At 42.7% G+C, this 22,039-nt stretch carries 12 protein-coding genes; 2 read left to right on the top strand and 10 right to left on the bottom strand.

What is annotated here, in order from left to right:
* Positions 1–6: 6 nt before the first annotated feature.
* The 6 genes from IZT61_RS09990 to IZT61_RS10015 all read right to left on the bottom strand — a co-directional run bounded on the left by IZT61_RS09990 (position 7) and on the right by IZT61_RS10015 (position 12,539).
* Positions 7–3,156, bottom strand: coding sequence for a SusC/RagA family TonB-linked outer membrane protein (locus IZT61_RS09990; protein WP_196100995.1), 3,150 nt, complete (start codon positions 3,154–3,156; stop codon positions 7–9).
* 21 nt (positions 3,157–3,177) lie between these two features.
* A complete protein-coding gene (locus tag IZT61_RS09995; RefSeq protein WP_230383930.1) occupies positions 3,178–4,299 on the bottom strand; it encodes a DUF5007 domain-containing protein in 1,122 nt (373 codons plus the stop codon).
* A gap of 3 nt (positions 4,300–4,302) precedes the next feature.
* Entirely contained in the window at positions 4,303–5,412 is a 1,110-nt protein-coding gene (locus tag IZT61_RS10000) for a fasciclin domain-containing protein (protein ID WP_196100996.1), read from the bottom strand.
* Between the two features lie 150 nt (positions 5,413–5,562).
* Positions 5,563–7,074 (bottom strand): RagB/SusD family nutrient uptake outer membrane protein, encoded by a 1,512-nt coding sequence (locus tag IZT61_RS10005; RefSeq protein WP_230383931.1) that lies wholly within the window; start codon positions 7,072–7,074, stop codon positions 5,563–5,565.
* Positions 7,075–7,105: 31 nt separating this feature from the next.
* Positions 7,106–10,120: a SusC/RagA family TonB-linked outer membrane protein gene (locus tag IZT61_RS10010; RefSeq protein ID WP_196100997.1), complete on the bottom strand. Its 3,015-nt coding sequence runs from the start codon at positions 10,118–10,120 to the stop codon at positions 7,106–7,108.
* Between the two features lie 883 nt (positions 10,121–11,003).
* Entirely contained in the window at positions 11,004–12,539 is a 1,536-nt protein-coding gene (locus IZT61_RS10015) for a SulP family inorganic anion transporter (RefSeq protein WP_196100998.1), read from the bottom strand.
* A 723-nt stretch (positions 12,540–13,262) separates the two neighbouring features.
* Between IZT61_RS10015 and IZT61_RS10020 the strand changes: the two genes are divergently transcribed.
* Complete coding sequence (locus IZT61_RS10020; protein ID WP_196100999.1) at positions 13,263–16,424, top strand: glycoside hydrolase family 2 TIM barrel-domain containing protein; 3,162 nt, start codon at positions 13,263–13,265, stop codon at positions 16,422–16,424.
* A gap of 1,074 nt (positions 16,425–17,498) precedes the next feature.
* Here IZT61_RS10020 and IZT61_RS10025 read toward each other — a convergent pair.
* Positions 17,499–18,422: a DUF808 domain-containing protein gene (locus IZT61_RS10025; protein WP_317193190.1), complete on the bottom strand. Its 924-nt coding sequence runs from the start codon at positions 18,420–18,422 to the stop codon at positions 17,499–17,501.
* Positions 18,423–18,494: 72 nt separating this feature from the next.
* Between IZT61_RS10025 and IZT61_RS10030 the strand changes: the two genes are divergently transcribed.
* On the top strand, positions 18,495–18,995 hold the full coding sequence (locus IZT61_RS10030; protein WP_196101000.1) for a GNAT family N-acetyltransferase: 501 nt from the start codon (positions 18,495–18,497) through the stop codon (positions 18,993–18,995).
* A gap of 47 nt (positions 18,996–19,042) precedes the next feature.
* Here the strand turns inward: IZT61_RS10030 and IZT61_RS10035 are convergent, their stop codons facing one another.
* From IZT61_RS10035 to IZT61_RS10045, 3 genes are all read right to left on the bottom strand, one after another.
* Positions 19,043–19,927, bottom strand: coding sequence for a PAS domain-containing protein (locus IZT61_RS10035; RefSeq protein WP_196101001.1), 885 nt, complete (start codon positions 19,925–19,927; stop codon positions 19,043–19,045).
* A 297-nt stretch (positions 19,928–20,224) separates the two neighbouring features.
* Positions 20,225–21,058, bottom strand: a complete 834-nt coding sequence (locus IZT61_RS10040; protein WP_196101002.1) for a helix-turn-helix domain-containing protein — start codon at positions 21,056–21,058, stop codon at positions 20,225–20,227.
* Entirely contained in the window at positions 21,059–22,030 is a 972-nt protein-coding gene (locus IZT61_RS10045; RefSeq protein ID WP_196101003.1) for an aldo/keto reductase, read from the bottom strand. It abuts the gene before it with no gap.
* Positions 22,031–22,039 lie beyond the last annotated feature (9 nt).

Here is a 22,039-nt window from a genome sequence, read left to right on the forward strand (position 1 = left end):
TGTAGATTAGTTGCCTGTGTTAAGTTCTAAGTTCAAACCAATGTTATAGGTACGTGGCACAGGATAGCCTGTAGAAATATCGCGTCCGAGTGTAGTTACGTTTTCAGGATTTGGTCCGCTGTATTTTGAAAAGGTAACCAGGTTGTTTGTTGAGCCGTAAATTCTGAGCTGGTTAAGGCCAAACCGCTTGATAAACTTTTTATCGAACATGTAAGAAACTGTTACGTTGCTGATTTTTAAATAGCTTCCGCTCTCTTGCCATAAGGTTTGATCGGCCCTTAATGGCTGAATCTGATCAAACCGTTTGTAATCGTAAGGGTATGGGTATTTTGCAACGTCGCCGGGTGCTCTCCAAATATTCAGGTCGTTTAACGGTACAACTGATGTTTGCGAGAAAGGATTACGCATAATTCCAATCCGATCGGCCAGTGCATTATTCAATATCGTTCTGTCGGCGGTATAGGTTGCGTATACGTTTAAGCCCCAGTTTTTGTACCTGATGTTGGTAGAAATACCGCCGGTAATTAATGGTTGCGAGTTACCTGTAATTTCGTAATCTCGGCTATCTAAAATGTAATCGCCGTTCACATCTTTCATAATCGGATCGCCACCCAGGAAAAACTGTCCGTTTGATTGGTATCTTTTTCCAGTAACCGGATCGGTTGGCACATCGGCATCGGTGCGGTAAACGCCCTGGTTTATCCTTAAATAATTGGATAACGTGTTGCGGCCTACACGGTATACGATGTGTTGCAGGTAACCAGAACCATCAAACCTGATGTACTGCCCGTTATATTCTTCGGGAAGCTTTAAAAGCACATCGCGGTTAATGGCACCGTTTACTGACACCGAAATATCAAGGTCTTTCTTTACCACTGGCCTAAAAGTCAACATGACCTCAGTACCGTAGTTGGCAATACCCAAATCGTTACTGGCCAGCTTGTTGAAACCTGTACTATTTGATAAAAACCGATCAAATAACAGGTTATCTACTTTTTTGTAATAGGTATCGAAGTTTAAGGAGATGCGCTCGTTAAACAAGCCCAAATCAAAACCAAGGTTGTACTGACTGGTTGTGGTAGGTTTTAAGTTCGGGTTGGGAATTAAATCGTAATTGATACCAATGGTTGGGTTGTTGTTAAAGTTTCCGTTAAGGTTATAAATACCGTAAATACTTTGCAGGTTACCTGTCGGAACGATATTTTGCCCCCATGTTAGCCTTAAACTACCGTACGATAACCATTTCATATCTACCAACCAGTTTTCTTTGTTAAAGTTCCACCTTAAACCAACTGATGGGTTTTTAGAGTATGGATTTTCTAAACCACTTGATGAGGTACCATCTAAACGGTAAGAAAACTCAGCTACATATTTTTTATCGTAATCGTAAGAAACTGAACCTGCAAACGATGCAATGGTTGCGTTTCTGTAATTGCTCAACACACCGCCACCTCTCGAATAAAAGGCATCGTAACCTACGGGGCCTTGATACTGATCGTTCGGGGTTCTTTGTTGAAGCGTGATGCCCGCCTGTGCACCTTGCTTATAAATCTCGTTAAAGGTGTTTACGAAAACGTTGTGCTTTTCGCCAAATGTTTTTGCATAAGTAATACCGTTACGATTGTAAAGCTGGTAGTTTCTGCCTACATAATCGTAAAGTTTCGAAAACTGACCGTTTGCCGCAGCGGGCGTAAAGGTCGATTCGGTATCTGATGTATAATCGTAACTTAAGGTTGATGTTGCGGCTAAACCGGGAATAAATTCGTAGCGGGCCTCCACGTTGGTTCGCAAGTTTCGCGAATTGTTATCGTTTAGGGTTTGCAAAGCGGATAATACACCGCCCGATGCCTGGTAAAACGATGGAGGAGGCAACAAACTGGATGCCTGACCGTTTGCTGCAACGCCCGATTGCAGTAAGCCTACGCCGTTACCCTTATTCTGCTTACCCACCGAACCGTTGATAAAACCGAAGAACCTGAATTTATCGTTTGGCTTAAATTCCATGTTCATGTTCAGGTTATAACGGTCGTAACCCGTGTTTTTAATTACCCCTTTTTCGGTATAGTAACCAACGTTTGCTTTATAATTAAAACGAGGGTCGCCACCATCTAAGGCGAGGTTATGACTTTGGTTGTAAGTAGTTTGGAAAAATACATCCTGCCAATCGGTAGAGTTGTTCCAATACGCGTTTAAACTGTCGGCCAAAAATGGCGTTGTCGAAATTGCCCTGATATCGTTTACGTTTTGCGCATTGAGAATAATTTGCTGAATTTTTAACTGTCGCTCAGAGTTTCCACCCAGTGTTTCGCGAAGTTTTGGCGGTGCATTTACGAAGGCGTTGGTTACGTACCTGATACGCGGCACTTTAGAGTTACCTCTTTTTGTAGTGATGATAATTACCCCATAAGCACCCCTCGAACCGTACATTGATGTGGCCTGCGCATCTTTTAAGATCTGGATATTTTCGATATCCTCTTGTGGGATCAGCGAAAGCGGGCTTACCCCGGGGCCCTGGGTTTGGAAACCGAATTCTGCGGCCTTATCTGCATCCAAAGGCACCCCATCAATAATGTATAATGGCGATGTGGGTTGCAAAAACGATTCGTTACCGCTACCGGCGATGCTCAAACTCGATAAACCACGCACCTGCACAGAACCCCTAAAGCCGGGCGCACCAGTGTTGTTCTGAATGTTTAAGCCCGGAACTTTACCTTGCAATAACTGCTCTACGTTTGATACCGGAATATCCTGAACCTCTTTGGCTTGGATCACTACCGACGATCCGGTTGTGGTTTGCTTCGATCGGTTTTGGTAAGCTACAATGATTACATCATCCAACGCCGTACGATCTTCGCTAATGGTAATAGTAACATTGTTGGTTCCGGTTACCTTATATTTTTGGGTATTGTAGCCTAAAAACTTAAATAATAGTGTTGAGCCAACCGGTACGTTTACCGAAAACTGGCCGTTGCCATTGGTTTGCGTTAAACCCTTATTGGTTTCTTCTAAAATAACAGAAACACCCGGAACGCCTTGTTTTGCTTCCTTATCAACAACCCGTCCACTTAAAATCATGGTTTTTTGTTGCGAATAAGCACTTGTGCCACAAATTATGCACACAATAAGTACAGCATAAAATAGTATATATCTTTTCATAATAATTGCCTTAAATGTTTACTACTCGCTTGCGAATTTTGGATTGTCATTTTTAAAGTGAAACACAATTTCCCAGTCGCCAGCCTTGTAAATGGCAAACTCGAGACTGATGGCTGCAACAGTACGTCCACCACCAAAAGCACCTCGTGAGTAATTTAACAGCACTCTGGCCCTCGAACCTCCCGGCGCATACGATGTTGGCGTTTCTACCAACGGAATGGGATAGGCTACATCGTATTGAACATATTTATCGGTTTTTTGAATGTTGAAACCGTGGATCATCTTATCCCAAACCGTTTCGTTGAAAAACGCCGGGTTAATTTCTACTGAATCTTTGTTCAATACCTTAATGCGGAGCGAATGACCGTTACCACCTGTAAAGGGGCGGATGTAAGCTACAACGTCTTTTTTATCGTTATTGCTAACTAAAGCCTGGTTTGAGGTTACGCCGATTACGTTCGATAAGCCCGGGCGGATATAATCTCTCAGTTTTGGATCTAAAGGAAACTTCGGATCGGGAGCAGGACGGCCGGTATATAAGTTCATATCATTCGAGGGCTCGTAAGGGCGCTCTCTGAAAGGTCTGATCTGGAAATCCTTAATTAACCGCTCACCACCGGTATTTTTGACCTTAACATCAAAAAAGCGGGTATCCTGCGCAAAGTTTGTACTGTCAGCTGGTCGGGGTGAGATTAACTGATTCGTTGCCGATGCCCACAAAATGAACTCGCCCGACGAACGCATCTCAAATAACTGGTGCTCTTCAATCTTACGTTTCGCTTCAATCTCTGCAAGCGAAGTTTCTAAACCCGTATAAGGAGCAGTCCACACATAAGTTGGCACTTTCTGAAAAATATCAGTTAATGGTCGTCCATCGCCCCAACGCGGATTAACAATCTCGAACGTTAACGGAGCTGTAGAATTGTCGCTATTAAAGCCACCAATTAAATTGTTACGGCCAATAATCGGCTCCAACACCTTGTTGCTAAAATTTACATTATTACTTAGGTAATCTTTCTCATCAGGTAAATCATAGAGTTTTTTACATCCGCTAAATGCAACGAACGCAAGCACCATAAACAGAAGATCTTTTTTAGCGATTGACTTCATAAGTTTTTTGAATTTATATTTTCTGTATTCCATCTTCTAGTTCGATTTATTAATTGTCCATTCTGCCAATTGGAATACACTACCATTTCTTAACTCGGTAATATTAATGCGGTAGTACAGGTAAGGCGTTGTATTGGTACACCTGAAAACTTTTTGCTGATAGCGTTCTTCAAAAAAGAAGTTGCTTACACGGTGCAATTCAGTCCAGTTTGTTCCATCGTTCGATGCCTCATAAGTCCACGCTTTAGGGTCTCTGTCTTGAAAATCGTTTGCCGAAATCAAGGTGTAAACTGAAGAAACTTCAGGTGTTTTAAGCTTATAGGTCATCGTTAAGAAACCTTGCAAATCGCATAAGAATTTGGTGTGGTCATCGCCATCAATTACCTTTCTCGAGCTCTCTCCACTGGTAATACCTCCACCGTTTTCGCGGTTGGTAGTTAACGTACCGCCCACGGTAACCATTAAGTTTGGCGGTGGCGGAACAAACGTTAAGCGGGTAACGAAACCATCAAAACCGAAGGTATGATCGGGGCTGATTACGTGCACAATGCCGTTTTTAGTTTGGATATTGTTCGATGCTGTAGTACTTGTAGCCCAGTTTCTAACAAACTGGCTCTTTTTGGTGTTGCTGAACTCAATTACCTCCGGCCCTGCACCAACCTGGCCACTTGCCGAACCTCTGATCGATTTTGCGTGCATTGGGTAACCCACTTTTACGCTCGTTAAATTCAAACCATCCTGAAGTTTCAAAGAGTCTGTCGGTTTTTTACCCCTGATGATGTAATACGAAACCATGGTATCTAACTGTACGCCATCAATATTGGCGAGGAACAACGGATCTTTGTCCGACTGTCTTCTCAACGTGTTCAAATTTTTTAAAGCCAGCTGAAAGCTGGGGTTGGTTACGGCAAATAGCGTGATGTTACTATCGGTAAGGGTTTGTTTAAGCCCCATTCTATCGATGGCCACAAGCAGCGAATCGTAAACCCCGGGCTTACTTTTCAAATATTCGTAGGTGTTTCCTGCAAAGGGAACATTCTGATCCTGGGCATCGTAATAGCCTCCATTTTTTTTACAGGCCGAATAAACCACGGCGAGTATCAACAGTAGCGATACCCCGCCCACATATTTTATAAAATTCTTCATATCATGCATTATTTAGTGTTATGTTAATGTTGCTTTGTCAGGCTGAGCCTTTCGCCTCGCTCAAGATAAACTTAGTCGAAGCCTCGTGCATTTGCCCTTCGACTCCGCTCAGGGTGACATTTATTAGCGCATTTTAGGATTAACATAACACTAGCGCCAATAAGGGTTTTGGGTTAATAAACTATTTTGCGATAAAAGCTTACGGGAAATTGGCCAGTAAATACCTCCGGAGTTGATCAGGTTCATAAACCTGGCATCGTTCTGTCTGATTTTGTTTAAACGGATCAGGTCATACCAACGATGGCCCTCGCCAAGCAATTCGCGGTGTCTTTCTTCAAAAATGATTTTGATCAAATCGTCGCTCGTACTATACGGCGAATCGTTATCGGCAGTAATACGTCTGGTAATTACATTGTTCAATTCGTTGAGTGCGCCAATTTGATCGCCTAAAACCGATAACGCCTCTGCACGCAGCAGCACAATATCTTCCAGGCGTGTAAAAATTAAGGCACTGGTAAAATACCTGAAGTTGGGGTCGGTACCGCCACCTTGAATCACCTTTATTTTGCTAAAAATTGGGTATTTTCCGTTGAGGTTGGTAAAATACCTGTCGAACTTAGATTCGCCCAGTGTATCAATAGCGAACCTTTCATCTTTGGCTAAATTGAAATACTTTAATATCGAATCTTTTGGCAGATAAATATCCGGAACGGACTTGGTCAAAATTGGCTCTGCAAGCGTCAATTCCTCAATATGACCCGTTGCCGCACCATCAATATGGCCGTAATCGGAGTTAAAGCCAAACATCTGGCGGTTGTTCTTATTATAGAAAAAGCCATTTGAGTTACTTAAATCAGTTACCGAAGTGTACCCACCGCCCGTTTTGCCATAATTATCTTCAACAAATTTGGCGTATTTGGCTACGCTCGGGTAATCGGCATTCCAGGCGGCAACATGGGCCAAAACAGCGTAAGCAGTTACCTTGGTTGCCAGCGCACCACCCCAGCGGTTTCGGTCCTCATTGTAATAGTTGCCCGGTTGTTGTACATCGTTGCCGCTGTAAACAAAAGGAAGATCGGCCGCAGCCCTTAACATTTCCTGCTCAACCCAGGCCAATATCTTGGCTTGGCTTTCTCGTGGCTTATTTTCGAACTTGCCTTCGTTTGAGGAAATAATGAAAGGAACATCGCCCCAAATGCGAACCATATAGAAATAAGCAAAAGCTCTTAAAAACCTCGCCTGGGCAATATCAACCGTCATGTTGTTATCCGAGTAGCGTTTATCGTTTTCCTTAACATGTGCCGCGTTTTCCATAAAAACGTTTGCACCGTTAACAATGGCGTAAAACCGTGTCCAATCAGAAAGCGACTCTACAACCGGATAGGAAGCGTTTAAGTTATTAGCGATAATTGCTTTAAGATCTTGCCTTTTAGGGCTTGCAAATTCTGCCGGCCTTACATCGCCGTAAATCCAGTGGCCATTGTTATCTGATAAGGCCGAGCGGGTAAGGGCATAAACGCCCATAATTCCGGCACGTGCATCTTCAACAGAATTCCACATGTTTTTTTCGCCCACGGCCCGCGTAGAATCATCTTCTAAGGCCTTGTTACAACCCGATAAAACAACTACAGCAAGTAGAAAGGTGTATATTATATTTTTCATCGTTGATGTTTTAGTAGTAGTTCTTCTCATATTATAATTCCATTTTAACACCCAATGTGTAGGTTCTCGGTATCGGTTGGCCGTAGCCCGTATCTACCCCATCGTAACTAACCAATTCGGGATCTTGCCCGGTATAAGGCGTTACCACAAACACATTGTTTACCGAGCCGTAAACAAATATTCTCTTAATTTTAATGTTGTTGCGCTTTAACACATCTTTCAAATCGTACCCAAGCGATACCGATCTTAATTTTAAAAATGATGCATTCTCAAGAAATAAATCCTGATCTACACGATATGGGATAACAGTGCTCCAGGGGTTGTACAAAGGATATTTGCTGTAGTCGCCGCGTTTCTCCCAAAAGGTAATTTCCTTAACCGAGCTTAAATCTGTATTTCCTTCGCGGTTTACAAAATCGAAACGGTTAGCCATTTCCTGGTTAATCAGCTTCCGGCCAAGGTTAAAGTAAACGTTGGTACCTAAGGTCCAGTTTCCATAGCTGAAAGCGTTATCAAAACCTCCAGAAAGCGTAGGCATCGAATGGCCTTTTAATACTTTATCCTTTTCATCAATAATATTGTCGCCATTTTGATCTTTCCACATCGGGTCTCCCGCTTTCAGGGCCTGTCCATTGTATTTTAAAGGCTGTCCGTTTACTACCGGAACCTGATTATTGGCGGTGTAAATTCCATCGTTTTCCAATAACCAATATTGATCAACAGGTTGGCCAACTTTTAAAAAGCGGTTACCGATTACAATCTCATCTAAGCCCCTTGGCAACGCCTTTAATTTATTGCTGTTGTGGTTTAGATTTAAAGCCGAGTTCCATCTGAATTTGCTGTTTGCAATTACCTGTGCGCTGATGGTTAAATCCACGCCAGTGTTGGTCATATCTAAACCGCTTTCTATCGACTGCTTATAACCATATTCAGCGTAGGCCGGAATGGCGATTAATTGATTTTTTTCTGCTTTGGTGTAGAAATCGAGTGATGCATGTAAACGGTTTTTAAGCATTGCCACATCTGCACCAATATTTAGCTGATCGGAGTATGACCACGGCACATCGTAGCCTACCCAGCCAAACGAATAGGGTCTTGTTAACACCCCAATGGCATTATAGCCCGGAACCGTCAGGTTACCTGTCCACCCCACCGTTGCCGTGTACTGCGGGCCCTGCGCATAATTATCGTAAGTAAACGTACGGCCCATTCTGCCAACGCTGGCACGGATTACCAAATCATCAATAGATTTAAAATCCTTTAAAAAGTCGTTTTTCAGGTTCCATGCTGCGGCAATTGCAGGCGAATAAAACCAGCGGCTGGTAGGCTGCGCATTCGACGAACCATCTAAGCGCAAAGTTCCGGATAAGAAATATTTATCGCTGAAAGAATAATCTGCCTTTCCATAAAATGAAAGGAGATTTTCTTGTGTTTTATCCAAAAAACGGTAAGTTAGTTCTCTTGGGAAAGCTTTTGGAACCAAATAATTTGGATTATCCTGTCCGTTGGGAAGTTTCGGGTCCGAATCCAATAAATTGATCTTGATGTAATCGTTGGCGCCTTTGTAAGCATAAGCATTGTTGTATTTATAAAGGTCCCACGAAATTGATTGCCCGACCTCGAAATGGAAATCGTGAACGGTGTTCAGGTTCAGGTCGTAAGTTGCCTTGTTGTCAATCATCAACCTTTGGTTAAAACCGTAATAATTAGATGCATAGCTCGTTCCCTGCAATAAGGTTCTGGCATAAAAAACATCGCGGTAGCCTTCGTTGTAATCTACGTTAAAGGTAGAGCTGATTTTAAATTTGCCCAATGTAGCAAGCAGCTTGGCAAAACCCTGTATACTGTTTGTTTTATTATCGTCGAAACCCTTGTCGTACTCGGTGAGGTAGCTGCCGTAATAATCTTTGTTGGGTGCAAGTGGTGCACTCAAATCAGGGAAATAGTTTAGTTGCGCAAAGCGATCTCTTAAAGTTCTGTTTCGGTCTCTGTTTAGGCGGTTTCCATTAATCATTGCCGAAAACAATAACCATTTTACCGGTTTCATGTTGATGTTGAACATGGCGCTATAGCGATCGAGGCCCGTTCCATCGGCAACGCCCTGGCTTTTTGTATTGCCAATTGAAAACCTGAAACTTGCACGATCCGTACCCCCTGTTAAACCCAGGTTGATACCATATATCAGTGCGTTTTTATAATAAAGATCTGTCCAGTCAGATTTTCCGCTATATACGTTGTTAAGCGAATCGCTCAGATAAACAGGGTATTCCTCATCATCAGAGTACCTGCCGTTTGTAGTGTAAATATCGTAAAAGCGTTGTCTGAACTCGTTTTCGTACTTACCATTGATGGTATTAACGGTAGGTTTTTGAACCATGCCAATGTACGAGTTGAAGCTGATGCTCCTCGAAACGCCATCGGGTGCTTTAGACTTCAATACGATTACACCATTTACACCCCTGGGACCATACACCGCAATACTTGCCGGGTCTTTTAGCACTTCAATAGATTCGATGTTATTAATATCGATACCTGTAAGCAAATTGGTTGCGGGGCCGATTCTATTGAAATCGTACTGCTGAATATCGAAGGCAAACGGGTGTTCGCCAATCAGCGGAATACCATCGAGCACAACAAGCGGTTGCGAGGAGTAAACATCCTTTTTTGATAAGAGCGGCATTGGTGCGCCCCGCAAAAACATATTTTGAATGCTTCCCGGTTCGCCCGATGGCTCCTGAACGTATAAGCCTGCATAATTACCTTTTAAGTTCTGCTGAAGCGAAATAGCAGGAAAAAGAGATAAATCCCCGGTGTTCTTCTGCACACCGCCGGATAACTTGTCGTAAATAGACTTCTGTTTGATTTTATCTAAACTGTCTTTTCTCAAAGAGTCTTTTTCTGATACAACCCGAACTTTGGTGGTATCTTGAAAGAAAGAGTAACTAGTTTTTAGACTTGTGTTAAGCCCATAACTTGATGCCGTGGCCGATAAAACGTTTAACGTAAGCGTGGCAAAAAGCGCAGAGCATACCCATAAGTATCGCATAGGGATGGATCTTTTAATTATTAAATAAGGTGATTTTTTTTAGGATTACTTTTTAGAACATCAAAAGTTTATCTTGAGTCGAAAAGAATGTACTTAGGTTGTAGTATTTGGTTATTCTCATAATTAGTTAATTTGGTTAAATCAAATATATATAATACTAAATCGTTTTATTTAACAAAATGAATTTTTATTATAATTTTATTGCTAAGTAGAATTATTTATCATAATAATAAGAAAAATGCAGTTATATTTTTCAATTCATATTTAAGACAGGTATTATAGGACTATATCATAATGGAAACAAACAGAATTTAATGTGTTTTTTGCTCGGCATAACAATAAAATCGGATATTTTTTGTTGCTCAATTGCAGACTAGTTAAACGTTTTACTGTAAATTGACACAACTCGTGATATCAATAACTGACCCTGCACACGGCCCGTCATATCGATAACCGATCCTGCACCCTGCCCGTCATATCGATAACCGATCCTTCATCGGTTGAGATATCTCTCTCCTGCGTTGGGCATGTCTCCCCTACCAGCAGAAACTTAAGGTCAGCAGTGCTTAGGAAACAGATTTCTTCGATCTACCATTTAGCTCGCTTGTTGTCATGCTGAGGAACGAAGCATCTGTAACCTACCTTTCACGGTCCTTGCCCACTCACCCCACCCTCTTTGGCAGTGGGTTTTTGGCGTTCTGTGCTTCATCGCTTGGAGATCCTTCGTTACACTCAGGATGACAGCGTTGAAAACCCGTCATATCGATAACCGATCCTTCATCGGTTGAGATATCTCTCTCCTGTGTTGGGCAGGTCTCCCCTACTAGCACAAACTTAAAGTCAGTAGTGCTTAGGAAACAAGATTGAAATGTGGAACATTGGTTTACCTTTCGGTAGCAACCCTATAAGTCGGGTCTTCTACAATGTTCACTTCGATAATCGCATCTGCATTTTTAAGCAATCGCTTACAATCTTCGCTTAGGTGCGTTAAATGGAGTTTCTTATTTACGTTTTTATACTTTTCGGTAAGCTTGCTCAATGCGTCAATGCCCGACATGTCGTACACTCTACTGTGCTTAAAGTTAACCACCACTTGATTGGTATCAGCCGAAATATCGAACAACTCGTTAAAATTGGCTACAGAACCAAAAAACAGCGGTCCAAAAACTTCATAGTTCGTGATACCGTCGTTATCAATATATCGATGCGCCCGAATGCGTTTGGCACTTTCCCAAGCAAATACCAATGCCGATATAATTACGCCAATTAAGACAGCCAGCGCCAAATTATGCAGCCAAATGGTAATTACTGCTACCAAAATACCGATAAAAATGTCTTGTTTGGGCATCTTATTAATTACCTTAAAGCTCATCCATTCAAATGTGCCAATGGCAACCATCATCATTACACCAACCAATGCGGCCATTGGCACCTTGTCAATTACCGGGGCGCCAATTAAAATAATTACTAAAATGGTTATCGCTGCTATTATGCCCGACAGCCTAGCCCGTGCGCCGGCCGATAGGTTAACTAATGTTTGTGCAATCATTGGGCAACCGCCCATACCGGTAAAAAAGCCGTTTGCGATATTGGCCACGCCCTGGGCAATACTTTCGCGGTTGCGGTTTCCCTTGGTTTCGGTAATTTCATCAACAAGGTTTAGCGTAAGCAGCCCTTCGGTTAAGCCCACACCGGCCATAATGAGCGAGTAAGGAAATATCGTTTCCAGCATTTCCCAACTAAATGGTACTGCCGGAATATGAAATGCCGGAAAGCCACCCTTTACCGATGAGATATCTTTAACCAGCTTGGTATCTATATTAAATGTAAAAACCACCGCAAAAACGACCAAAATAGCCACCAAAGATGCAGGAATGGCCTTGGTGATTTTTGGTAAGAGCATTACAATGCCTACGGTTAATGCAACCAAAGCGGCCATAATGTAAAGTGGGGTACCACTTAGCCAGGTTTCCTGCCCGTTAACTATGGTTTTAAATTGCGTTAACTGCGAAACGAAAATAATTACGGCCAAACCGTTTACAAAACCAAACATTACAGGCTGTGGAACAAGGCGCACAAACTTGCCGAGCTTAAAAAGACCCACCAGTATTTGCAGTACGCCGGCCAGGGCCACCGCAGCAAAAACGTACTCGAGCCCGTTGCTATTCATCAATGCAATTAACACGATAACGGTTGCGCCCGCGCCGCCAGATACCATGCCCGGCCGCCCGCCCAACACAGCAGTTACCAGGCCCATGATAAACGCCGCATACAAACCGGTTAACGGTGGAAAACCCGCAAGAATGGCGAACGACAGCGATTCAGGAATCATCGTCATGGCCACAGTTAGCCCGGCAAGGATTTCTCTGTTGTAATTTATCTTTTTAGAAAAATCGAAAAGTTGGAGATAGGGCTTCATTATCGTTTCGTTAAGCCTACAAATATCCAATTTTCTATCAGAAACCTGATAGCTAAATAACATTATCACTAATGCATCTACAAACAAATCCAACAACAGGAAAAGCCACAACCGACTTAAAGACTTGGATAGGAGCCAAGTAAATTATCCGGAAACGATATGCCATCCAAGTTTTTCACTTTAAGATTCCCGCCTACGCGAGAATGACGATATAGTGGAAGAAACCCACTTGGTCGTAGCGTCTCGCTACGACATACAAACAAATTCAACAACAGGAAAAGCCACAACCGACTTAAAAGATTTGGATAGGAGCCAAGTAAATTATCCGGAAACGATATGCCATCCAAGTTTTTCGCTTTAAGATTCCCGCCTACGCGAGAATGACGATATGGTGGAAGAAACCCACCTGGTCGTAGCGTCTCGCTACGACACTTCTCAAACCCGAGCTTGCATTAACTTTTATGCTGTATTTAAAAATAATATGTCGATTTGAAGCTTCAAACAAACGTTTGCGCAAAAATAGCCGTTTCATCATTCGCAGGTTTTACTTATATTTCACACAGAACCAACTATTTCCAACGATAAAACCTTGTTGTAAATGATGCAAAGTTGTTTGGTCGGCTACCTACACCTGAAATGTTCAGACTAACCAATTGGCAAACAAGCGCATCGACACGACAACATTTTTAACTTAAGAACCTAACGAACCCCATCTAAATTAAAATGAGAAAACTGCTTACTTTATTGGCACTAACTGTTTTTGCATGGCCTACCCAAGCTCAGGATTTACCTTTTGAGTTACAAACACCCGAAATTGTTTCGATAAATCGACTACCAATGCGTGCCCAGGGCTACGGCTTCGAAAACAGGGAACTAGCCGAAAAACGGATAAAGGAAAAGTCTGAATATTTTCTTTCGCTAAACGGAAACTGGAAATTCAACTGGGTACAAGACCCCCGAAAACGTCCGACAGATTTTTTTCAAACGAGTTTCGACGATAGTAAATGGGATAATTTCAAAGTACCAGCCAATTGGGAAACAAACGGTTACGGCCTGCCCATCTATGTCAATCAGCCTTATGAATTTACTGGTCACCGATTGAGGGGTGCTCAACTAAACCCGCCATTTGATATTCCTGTTGATAACAATCCAGTCGGATCTTACCGTAAAAAGGTAACCATACCCGAAAATTGGGATGGCCGCCAAATCTTCATCAGCTTAGGAGCGGTAAAATCGGCTTTCTTTATTTGGGTTAATGGCAAAAAAGTGGGCTATAGCGAAGATAGTAAGCTTGCTGCCGAGTTTGATATTACCGATTACGTAAAACCGGGCGAAAACCTGGTTGCCCTGCAGGTTTATCGTTGGAGCGATGCCAGCTATTTAGAATGCCAAGACATGTGGCGCATTTCGGGCATTGAGCGTGATGTTTACCTTTATGCTACGCCCAAACTGAGCATTGGCGATTTTAAAACCATCGCTACACTGGATAACAGTTACACCAACGGCCTGCTAAATGCAACGATTACGGTAGATAATTATAGGATTGATCGCAAGACCAACCACAGCAAGCCGGATAACTTTTATCTTTCTTTGGATCTCGTTGATGCGAAAGGAAACCATGTTTGGAAAGAAGATGCTAAAATGACCTCCGTTTTAGGCAATTATAATGCGAAACTGAATTTTAAGACACAGGTAAACAATGTAAAAACGTGGAGTGCAGAAACGCCCTATTTATATACGCTGTATATCACTTTAAAAGACAAAGACGAAAAGGTAATTGAGGTTGTTCCGCAGCGGATCGGTTTTCGCTCGGTGGAAATTAAGGGTAGCGACTTTCTTGTTAACGGCAAACGTGTGTTTTTAAAAGGTGTAAATCGCCATGAGCACAATGCAAAACAGGGCCACACTTTAACCCACGCCGATATGGAAAAGGATATGGAGATGATGAAAAAGCTAAATGTAAACGCCGTTCGTCATTCACATTACCCACCCGATCCCTATTGGATGGCACTTTGCGATGAATATGGCTTATATGTTGTAGACGAAGCAAACATCGAAAGCCACGGATTAAATTACAGTTTAGAAGTTACCTTGGCCAACAAGAAAGAGTGGCGATTACCGCACTTAGAGCGCATCCAGCGCATGTACGAACGCGATAAAAATTATCCTTCGGTGGTAACGTGGAGCCTGGGCAACGAAGCTGGCAACGGCGTAAACTTTTACGAGGCCTATAATTGGCTAAAGGAAAATGATAATCGTCCGGTACAATATGAACGGGCAGGATATGATTTCAATACCGATATGATTGTTCCGCAATACCCCTCACCAAATTATTTGCCAAAGTATTCGGCACAAACCAAAGAGAATCGTACATTTATTATGAGCGAATATGCGCATATTATGGGCAATAGCCTGGGCAACTTCAAAGAATATTGGGAAGCCATTGAGCATAACGCTAAACTACAGGGCGGCTTTGTTTGGGAATGGATAGATCAGTCGATTGATACCATAAAAAACGGCAAGCGAATTCAGGCTTATGGAGGCGATTTCCCTTTAAGCGGGCCGGTGGATGAAAATATTAGTGATAACAATTTCTGCATTAAGGGCGTAGTAACCGCTTATCGCGAGATGACCCCAATGGCGGTAGAACTAAAAAAAGTTTATCAATTTATTAAGACAACTTATAACGGAAACAATGAAATTAATGTAAATAACAGCTATTTCTTTAAGGATATTAGTAACGTACAGTTGAATTGGGAACTTATTGAAGATGGTAAAGCGATACAAAAAGGCGCTGTGGCTGCCTTAAATATTCAGCCTCGCCAAACACAAACCTTAACCATTCCGTTTAAGAACAGTTTTAACCCGGATAAAGAGTACTTTTTAAACGTACATTATGTATTGAAAACTGCAGAACCATTTTTAGAGAAAGGACATGAAGTTGCCTACGAGCAAATTGCATTAGCCGGTGTACCGAAAAACGAAGCGCTTATGCCAACGAACAAAACTTTAAAAGTTGAGCAAACCGCAGGCCAGGCTACTATTAAGGGAAGCGATTTTACGGCTACGTTCGATTTAACGAAAGGGGTTTTGACAAGCTATAAAATAAAAGGCGATGAGGTATTGATCAGCGGACCGCAACCTGGCTTTTACCGTGCCCCTACCGATAACGACATTGGCGCTGGCTATAACAAAACGATCAGAATGTGGCGCAATGTATATCAGGAAACCGCCTCAAGCAATATTAAGGTCGATGTTGCCAGCACTACAAACACAGCAACCGTTACCATTAATGCGAGCTTGCTGAATGGCGACGAAAAAACAACGCAGATATTTACCATCTCGGGCGATGGAAGCATAAAGGTTGAAAACCAATTTAAGGCCATAAAAGGCAATTACAAAACCTTGATGCGCATCGGTAATGATTTACAGCTGAACCAAAACTATAGTAACCTGAACTGGTACGGCCGTGGTCCTGGCGAAAATTACATCGACCGAAACTCGGCATCGCTGATTGGGATCTACAAATCGACGGTTAACGAACAATATTTCAATTATGCACGTCCGCAGGAAAGCGGCAATAAAACCGATGTACGCTGGGTAGATTTTACCAATAAGGCAGGAAAGGGATTGCGTTTCGAATTTATTGATCAACTATTGAGTTTTAATGCATTACCTTATTCAGTTGAGGATTTGGACCCTGAAGCCGAGAAAAAACAGTACCACAGCGGTGAGTTGGTTAAACGTAACCAAATCTATGTGCACATGGATAGGCAGCAACTTGGTGTACAGGGGATTGATAGCTGGGGCGCCACGCCGCTAATTGAATACCAAATTCCATTTAAGGATTATAGTTACAGTTATTATATTAAGCCGATTAAATAACGTCGATTTTGGGGTGGTAATTGGTTTTTAATACTTAGAAAGCTTAGTTTTTTAGGCTAAGCCGTATGGTCGATTTTAAGCGATCAATTGCCCGATCACTTCGCCAAGTCGCTTGTTTAACACATAGGCACATAGAAAACATAGGTTTTGTTTTAAAAGCTCAGCTATGTGGCCTATGTATCTTAGTTTGCCTGCTGTTCGTTTTATTAAGTGAGCCAAGGCGCTTTTTTAACACATAGGCACATAGAAAACATAGGTTTTTTAAAAAGCTCAGCTATGTGGCCTATGTACCTATGTGATCGATTGTGAGCAATTGGCTAGTGCCTGCTGTTCGTTTTATTAAGTGAGCCAAGGCGTTTGTTTAACACATAGGCACATAGAAAACATAGGTTTTTCTTAAAAGCTCAGCTGTGGTCTATGTACCTTTGTGGTCGATTTGTGAGCGATTGGCTAGTGCCTGCTGTACGTTTTATTAAGTGAGCCAAGGCGCTTTTTTAACACATAGGCACATAGAAAACATAGGTTTTTTAAAAAGCTCAGCTATGTGGCCTATGTACCTATGTGGTCGATTTGAGCAATTGGTTAGTGCCTGCTGTTCGTTTTATTACATGAGAAAAGGCGTTTGTTTAACACATAGGCACATAGAAAACATAGGTTTTTCTTAAAAGCTCAGCTATGTGGCCTATGTACCTATGTGGTCGATTTGTGAGCACCTGACTAGTGCCTGCTGTTCGTTTTATTACGTGAAAAAAGGCGTTTTTTTTAACACATAGGCACATAGAAAACATAGGTTTTTTAGAGCTAAGCTATAAGTTATGTGGCCCATGTACCTATGTAGTCGATTTTAAGCGAGCAATGGTTAGATCACTTCGCTGGCCCTTTCCTTTACTGATCCGATAATTTTCGAATTTATTTTTTAGCGTCTTTCGTGCTCTAAAGGTCCCAAATCAGGTTTAGGATGACGACCGGTCATAGTTGGCCTTAAACCTCTCGCTGTTAAAGGTAGTGGTTCTTTGCCTTTGCTTTTAACCCAAGGCGCTCATGAAGAGAGGTTGTTAACCGCCGACGAATGAATTAACTGCGCTTTATTAAAGCGGTAACTTTTTTAATCAGTAAAACTACCGGAATGGTAATTAAACCACCAATCAACCCGAATAAAAATTCTTTTGGTGTCGAAGGAAAGTTGGGTAATACATGGTGTAAAAATTCGATGTTGTGCACAAATATACCTCCGCCGACTAAAATCAGGGCAAATGTACCTACTACAGCCAATATTCTGATGATGATTGGCAGCGCCTTAATCAACAGCTTGCCAATTGCCGTAAAAACGCCTTTTTCATGTGAGCGCTTAATCAATTGATAGCCCGCATCATCCATACGCACAATAATTGCAACAATGCCATATACACCAACTGTTGCCAACAAGGCCACAACCGAAACGGTTAGTATTTGTATGGTGAGGCTCTGCTCCAATACGGTGCCGAGGGCGATGATTACAATTTCTATAGATAAAATAAAATCAGTGGTAACGGCCGATTGTACCTTGGCCCTTTCCTCTTCGGGGCCCTCTTGCCTTACCTCCTTTGCTTCTACGTGACTGGGTTTTGAACGATGAAAAAAGTATTCGATAATTTTTTCTACGCCCTCGTAGGCCAGATAAAAACCTCCCAAAAGCAACACTACCTTAATTGCAACCGGAAAAAATGCATTCAGAAGCAACGCTATCGGTACAATGATAATCTTGTTCAATAACGAGCCCTTGGTTATGGCCCACAGCACCGGAATTTCTCTTGAAGCCAAAAAACCCGTTGCCTTTTCTGCATTAACAGCCAAATCATCGCCTAAAATACCTGCGGTTTTGTGTGTAGCTACCTTGCTGGCAACAGCAACATCATCCATTAAAGCCGCAATATCGTCTAAAATCGCAAAAAATCCCGAAGCCATATCTGTATCGTAATAAGGGTCGCAAAATATAAATTCGATCTCGAATTTCAGCAAAAAACATTCATTTTATACCGATCTTGTCTTTAACAATTTCGATAGGTTTTTCATTCTGTTATCTTTGCCCCGATGAAAATAAGATTGGCAGCGACTGAAGATATCCCACAAATTATGCATCTGGTTAAAAAAGTGGTGCCCATTATGCGGGCCTCGGGCAATTTGCAATGGGGAAACGATTACCCAAACCCTGCGGTATTTGCCGATGATATAGCCAAAGACCAATTGTGGGTGGCCACCTTAGAAGGTAACGTGGTGGGTGTGTCGGCAATTACCACCGATCAAGACCCTGAATATGCCGATGCGGGTTGGGACATTAATGAACTGGCTATTGTAACGCACCGCCTGGCGGTTGATCCGGATTGCCAGGGAATGGGGATCGCCAGAAAACTTTTGGCGCAGGCGGAGCTTGTGGCGGAGGAAAAAAACATTCATATCCTAAGGGTAGATACAAACAGTGAAAATAAAGCTACACAAGCGCTGTTTCCGAAATCGGGATATACTTTTAGTGGTGAAATCGGGCTTGCCAAACGCCCGGGACTGCGCTTCTTCTGTTATCAAAAGTTATTGTGAAGCGGTAGAAAACCTACCGGTCAATTATAACGTTGGGATGAAGTAGATCACTTACCTGTCTGAATCAGTGGTTCCTGGCGGCGATTTACCAGCTCGGAAACATCGGTCGCAACAATCATAATGGCCTTAGTTATTCCGCGTTCATTTTTAAGGGGTTCGTAAATAAAGTTGAAGTACGAATCGGTTTTGCGCCCGTCTTTATACAATTCTACCCGGGCCGCTTTGCCTACGTAACGCTCTCCGCTGGTGTAAACATTATCCAATATTTCGAGGTATGGCTGCCCGACAAGCTCCGGGATTCCGCTTGCCAACGGCATTCCGATTATCGTTTTGTCCTTTCCCCATAAATCGAGCATCAACTTATTAGCTACTTCAATTTTAAGCTGGCGGTGGCGCAGCACTCCCAATGCAATAGGCGCCTGCTGCAAAAATCCATTGAGTTTTACCCGCGATCGAGACAGGCTTCTGCTAAGTAACATTGTTGTATTAAATGCTTCGTTTAGCTCTTCGTGTGCTTGATTGAGATCTTCGTAAGCCGATTCGAGTTCGTTTTTGTATTGTTGCAACTCGAGATGGTATTGTTGCTGTTTCTTATTTAGCTGGTTTGACCTTTCGAGCGTTGCTAATTGCTGAACAATACTTTTACCGAAGAGGGTAAGAATCTCCTCGCCTTCGCTACCCAGTTCGTTAGCGGACAGATCTTTTAAAGCCAAAAGGCCGATCGGGTCTCCTGCATTGCTAGTGAGCAGCGTGCTTGCGCAGTTGTTATCGATAACCGCTTGATCAACAGCAAGATCATCGAAAAACCTCAACTCTACCAATTTAGAGCCAAATATTTTTCGAACAAGTTGCAGGGTTTGCGCTATCTCAACTGATCTTCCTTGCTCGGCGATAGTTACTGGCGACACATTGCTTAATTCTTCGGAGGACATATCTGTATTTGGGGTCCTAAATAAGAAAAAAAAATCTGCAATATTAATAGCCTAAAAAGAGTTTAACACTCCCTAAAGGAATACCCATATTACCAGGGAACAAAGCTAGCTAACCTACCTGTTAGACAGACTTTTAAAACATCGGTAAAACTCATACCCTCGCTGTATTATTAACTATACACAGGTAACTTTCCAGGGTTTGGAGTTGGCTAAATCGAAAGGCAAAAATAACCTGACGAGAGCGTTTTAAACAATCTGTCCTCAGGCGGGTTTTGTTTGCAGTTTGGCATTTAATGGCTACCCGGTTTGGTGCGCAAGGACATGCATGAGCTCACTTGGCGCCTTGCCAAACTTTTTCTTAAAGGAATTGGAGAAATGTGCCAGGCTTTCGAAACCCAGCTCTAAATAGATGGCCGATGGCTTTTGGCGTTTAGCCTCTATCAGATGCTTCGCGGCATTAAGGCGCTTGTCTTGCAGCCAACGCCGTGGTGGCGCATCGAAGATTTTTTGAAAGTCGCGTTTAAAACCTGCCAGGCTGCGTCCCGTTAGCTGGGCAAATTTCTCTACTGGTACATTGAAATGAAAATTGCTGAGCATAAACTTTTTCAAATCGATTTTATAAGGTTCAGAAAAATCAAAAAGAAAGTTACGGAGCACAGGCAGGGTAAGCAGCAATAACTTAATTCCTTCTTTCACCTTCAATATACCCATTTCGTCGGTCATGGATTTTCCTGAGCTTCGGGCATATGGGATTATAGATTGAAAATAGCCCTGCAAGAATTCGTTAGAGGGAACCAAAATATTCGGCGGACCGATATAGTTCTGGTCTGCAGTGAGTTTTTCTTCTAACACAATCTTACGTAAAAGATCTTCTTGCAGGGATATAACCACTGTTTCGTAATTGCCACCTGGCAGCGGTGTTTTGGTCAATGTACCGAGTTGGTTTCTGCCGATGAGCAGTAATTCTCCGCCTGTAATGGAAATGGTTTGGCCCGATGTTTCGAGTACCAATTTCCCCGACACTTGCAGCACCAGCGTATGGTGGTTCCAAAAACATACTTTCTCTTTCCGCTCGGTGGAGAGGTAAGAATAAAAGATTACACCTGGAAGAATTTCTGCGGGGCTCGTCATTTAACGTTGTAAGTAAGTGCTACCAACTATAGCGCCTACTGCAAAAGTAGTGTTTAATGTGTTCATTTCTTCAGGCGTAAATACAATGTCCATCGCAGCAATGTTTTCGGCCAAACGCGACCTGCGGCTCATACTCACCAAAGGCATAATGTGGTTGCCCTGGGCTTTTACCCAACCGATGGCCACCTGGGTAGGCGTGTACCCTTTATTATCGGCTATTTGCTTTAAAACAGCTACTTTTTCTAAATTGCTGATTAAGTTTTCGTCCTGAAAACGAGAGAAATGGTTGCGGTAGTCGTTTTCTGTTAATGGCGCCTTCATATCGCCACTCAATAAGCCCTCGGCAGTGTTGGCAAAAGCAATTACGCCGATGCCGAGCTCTTGTGCAACGGGCAACACGTCGTTTTCGATCTGCCGATCGGCAAGCGAATAACCGATCTCGAGCGCACTGATAGGATGCACACTATTGGCCTTGCGGAGTTGATCGCCTGTAATTTCCGAAACGCCAATTGTACGCACTTTACCTTCTTTAACCAGGTCGGCCACCGTTCCGATAATGTCTTCTATAGGCACGCTGCCATCCATTCGGCTAGGTTGGTAAAGGTCGATGGTTTCGATGCCCAAACGTGTAAGCGAATAGTTTACGAAGTTTTTGATGGCCATGGGACGCAGATCCAATCCGATCCATTGCCCATTATGAAAAATGGCACCGAATTTAACGCTGATGAAAGCATCATCTCGCCTCCCCTTTATCGCCTTGCCAATTAACATTTCATTATGGCCGGCGCCATAAAAATCTCCGGTGTTAAGGAAGTTAATTCCATGATCAAGCGCCTCGTTAATTGTGGCAATACTTTCTGCTTCGTCAGGCGTTGGCCCGCCCCAGATGGACGACATGCGCATGCAGCCTAAACCAAGTTCTGATACCAATGGACCATTTTGACCCAATTGAATTTTTGTGATGTTTCTCATAACACAAAG

This window comes from Pedobacter endophyticus, from assembly GCF_015679185.1.
GTDB classification, from domain to species: domain Bacteria; phylum Bacteroidota; class Bacteroidia; order Sphingobacteriales; family Sphingobacteriaceae; genus Pedobacter; species Pedobacter endophyticus.

Coding starts and splice junctions, on each gene's coding strand:
- IZT61_RS09990 (WP_196100995.1), bottom strand. CDS start 3,156: ATGAAAAGATATATACTATTTTATGCTGTACTTATTGTGTGCATAATT.
- IZT61_RS10010 (WP_196100997.1), bottom strand. CDS start 10,120: ATGCGATACTTATGGGTATGCTCTGCGCTTTTTGCCACGCTTACGTTA.
- IZT61_RS10040 (WP_196101002.1), bottom strand. CDS start 21,058: ATGACGAGCCCCGCAGAAATTCTTCCAGGTGTAATCTTTTATTCTTAC.
- IZT61_RS10020 (WP_196100999.1), top strand. CDS start 13,263: ATGAGAAAACTGCTTACTTTATTGGCACTAACTGTTTTTGCATGGCCT.
- IZT61_RS09995 (WP_230383930.1), bottom strand. CDS start 4,299: ATGGAATACAGAAAATATAAATTCAAAAAACTTATGAAGTCAATCGCT.
- IZT61_RS10030 (WP_196101000.1), top strand. CDS start 18,495: ATGAAAATAAGATTGGCAGCGACTGAAGATATCCCACAAATTATGCAT.
- IZT61_RS10015 (WP_196100998.1), bottom strand. CDS start 12,539: ATGAAGCCCTATCTCCAACTTTTCGATTTTTCTAAAAAGATAAATTAC.
- IZT61_RS10045 (WP_196101003.1), bottom strand. CDS start 22,030: ATGAGAAACATCACAAAAATTCAATTGGGTCAAAATGGTCCATTGGTA.
- IZT61_RS10000 (WP_196100996.1), bottom strand. CDS start 5,412: ATGAAGAATTTTATAAAATATGTGGGCGGGGTATCGCTACTGTTGATA.
- IZT61_RS10005 (WP_230383931.1), bottom strand. CDS start 7,074: ATGAAAAATATAATATACACCTTTCTACTTGCTGTAGTTGTTTTATCG.
- IZT61_RS10035 (WP_196101001.1), bottom strand. CDS start 19,927: ATGTCCTCCGAAGAATTAAGCAATGTGTCGCCAGTAACTATCGCCGAG.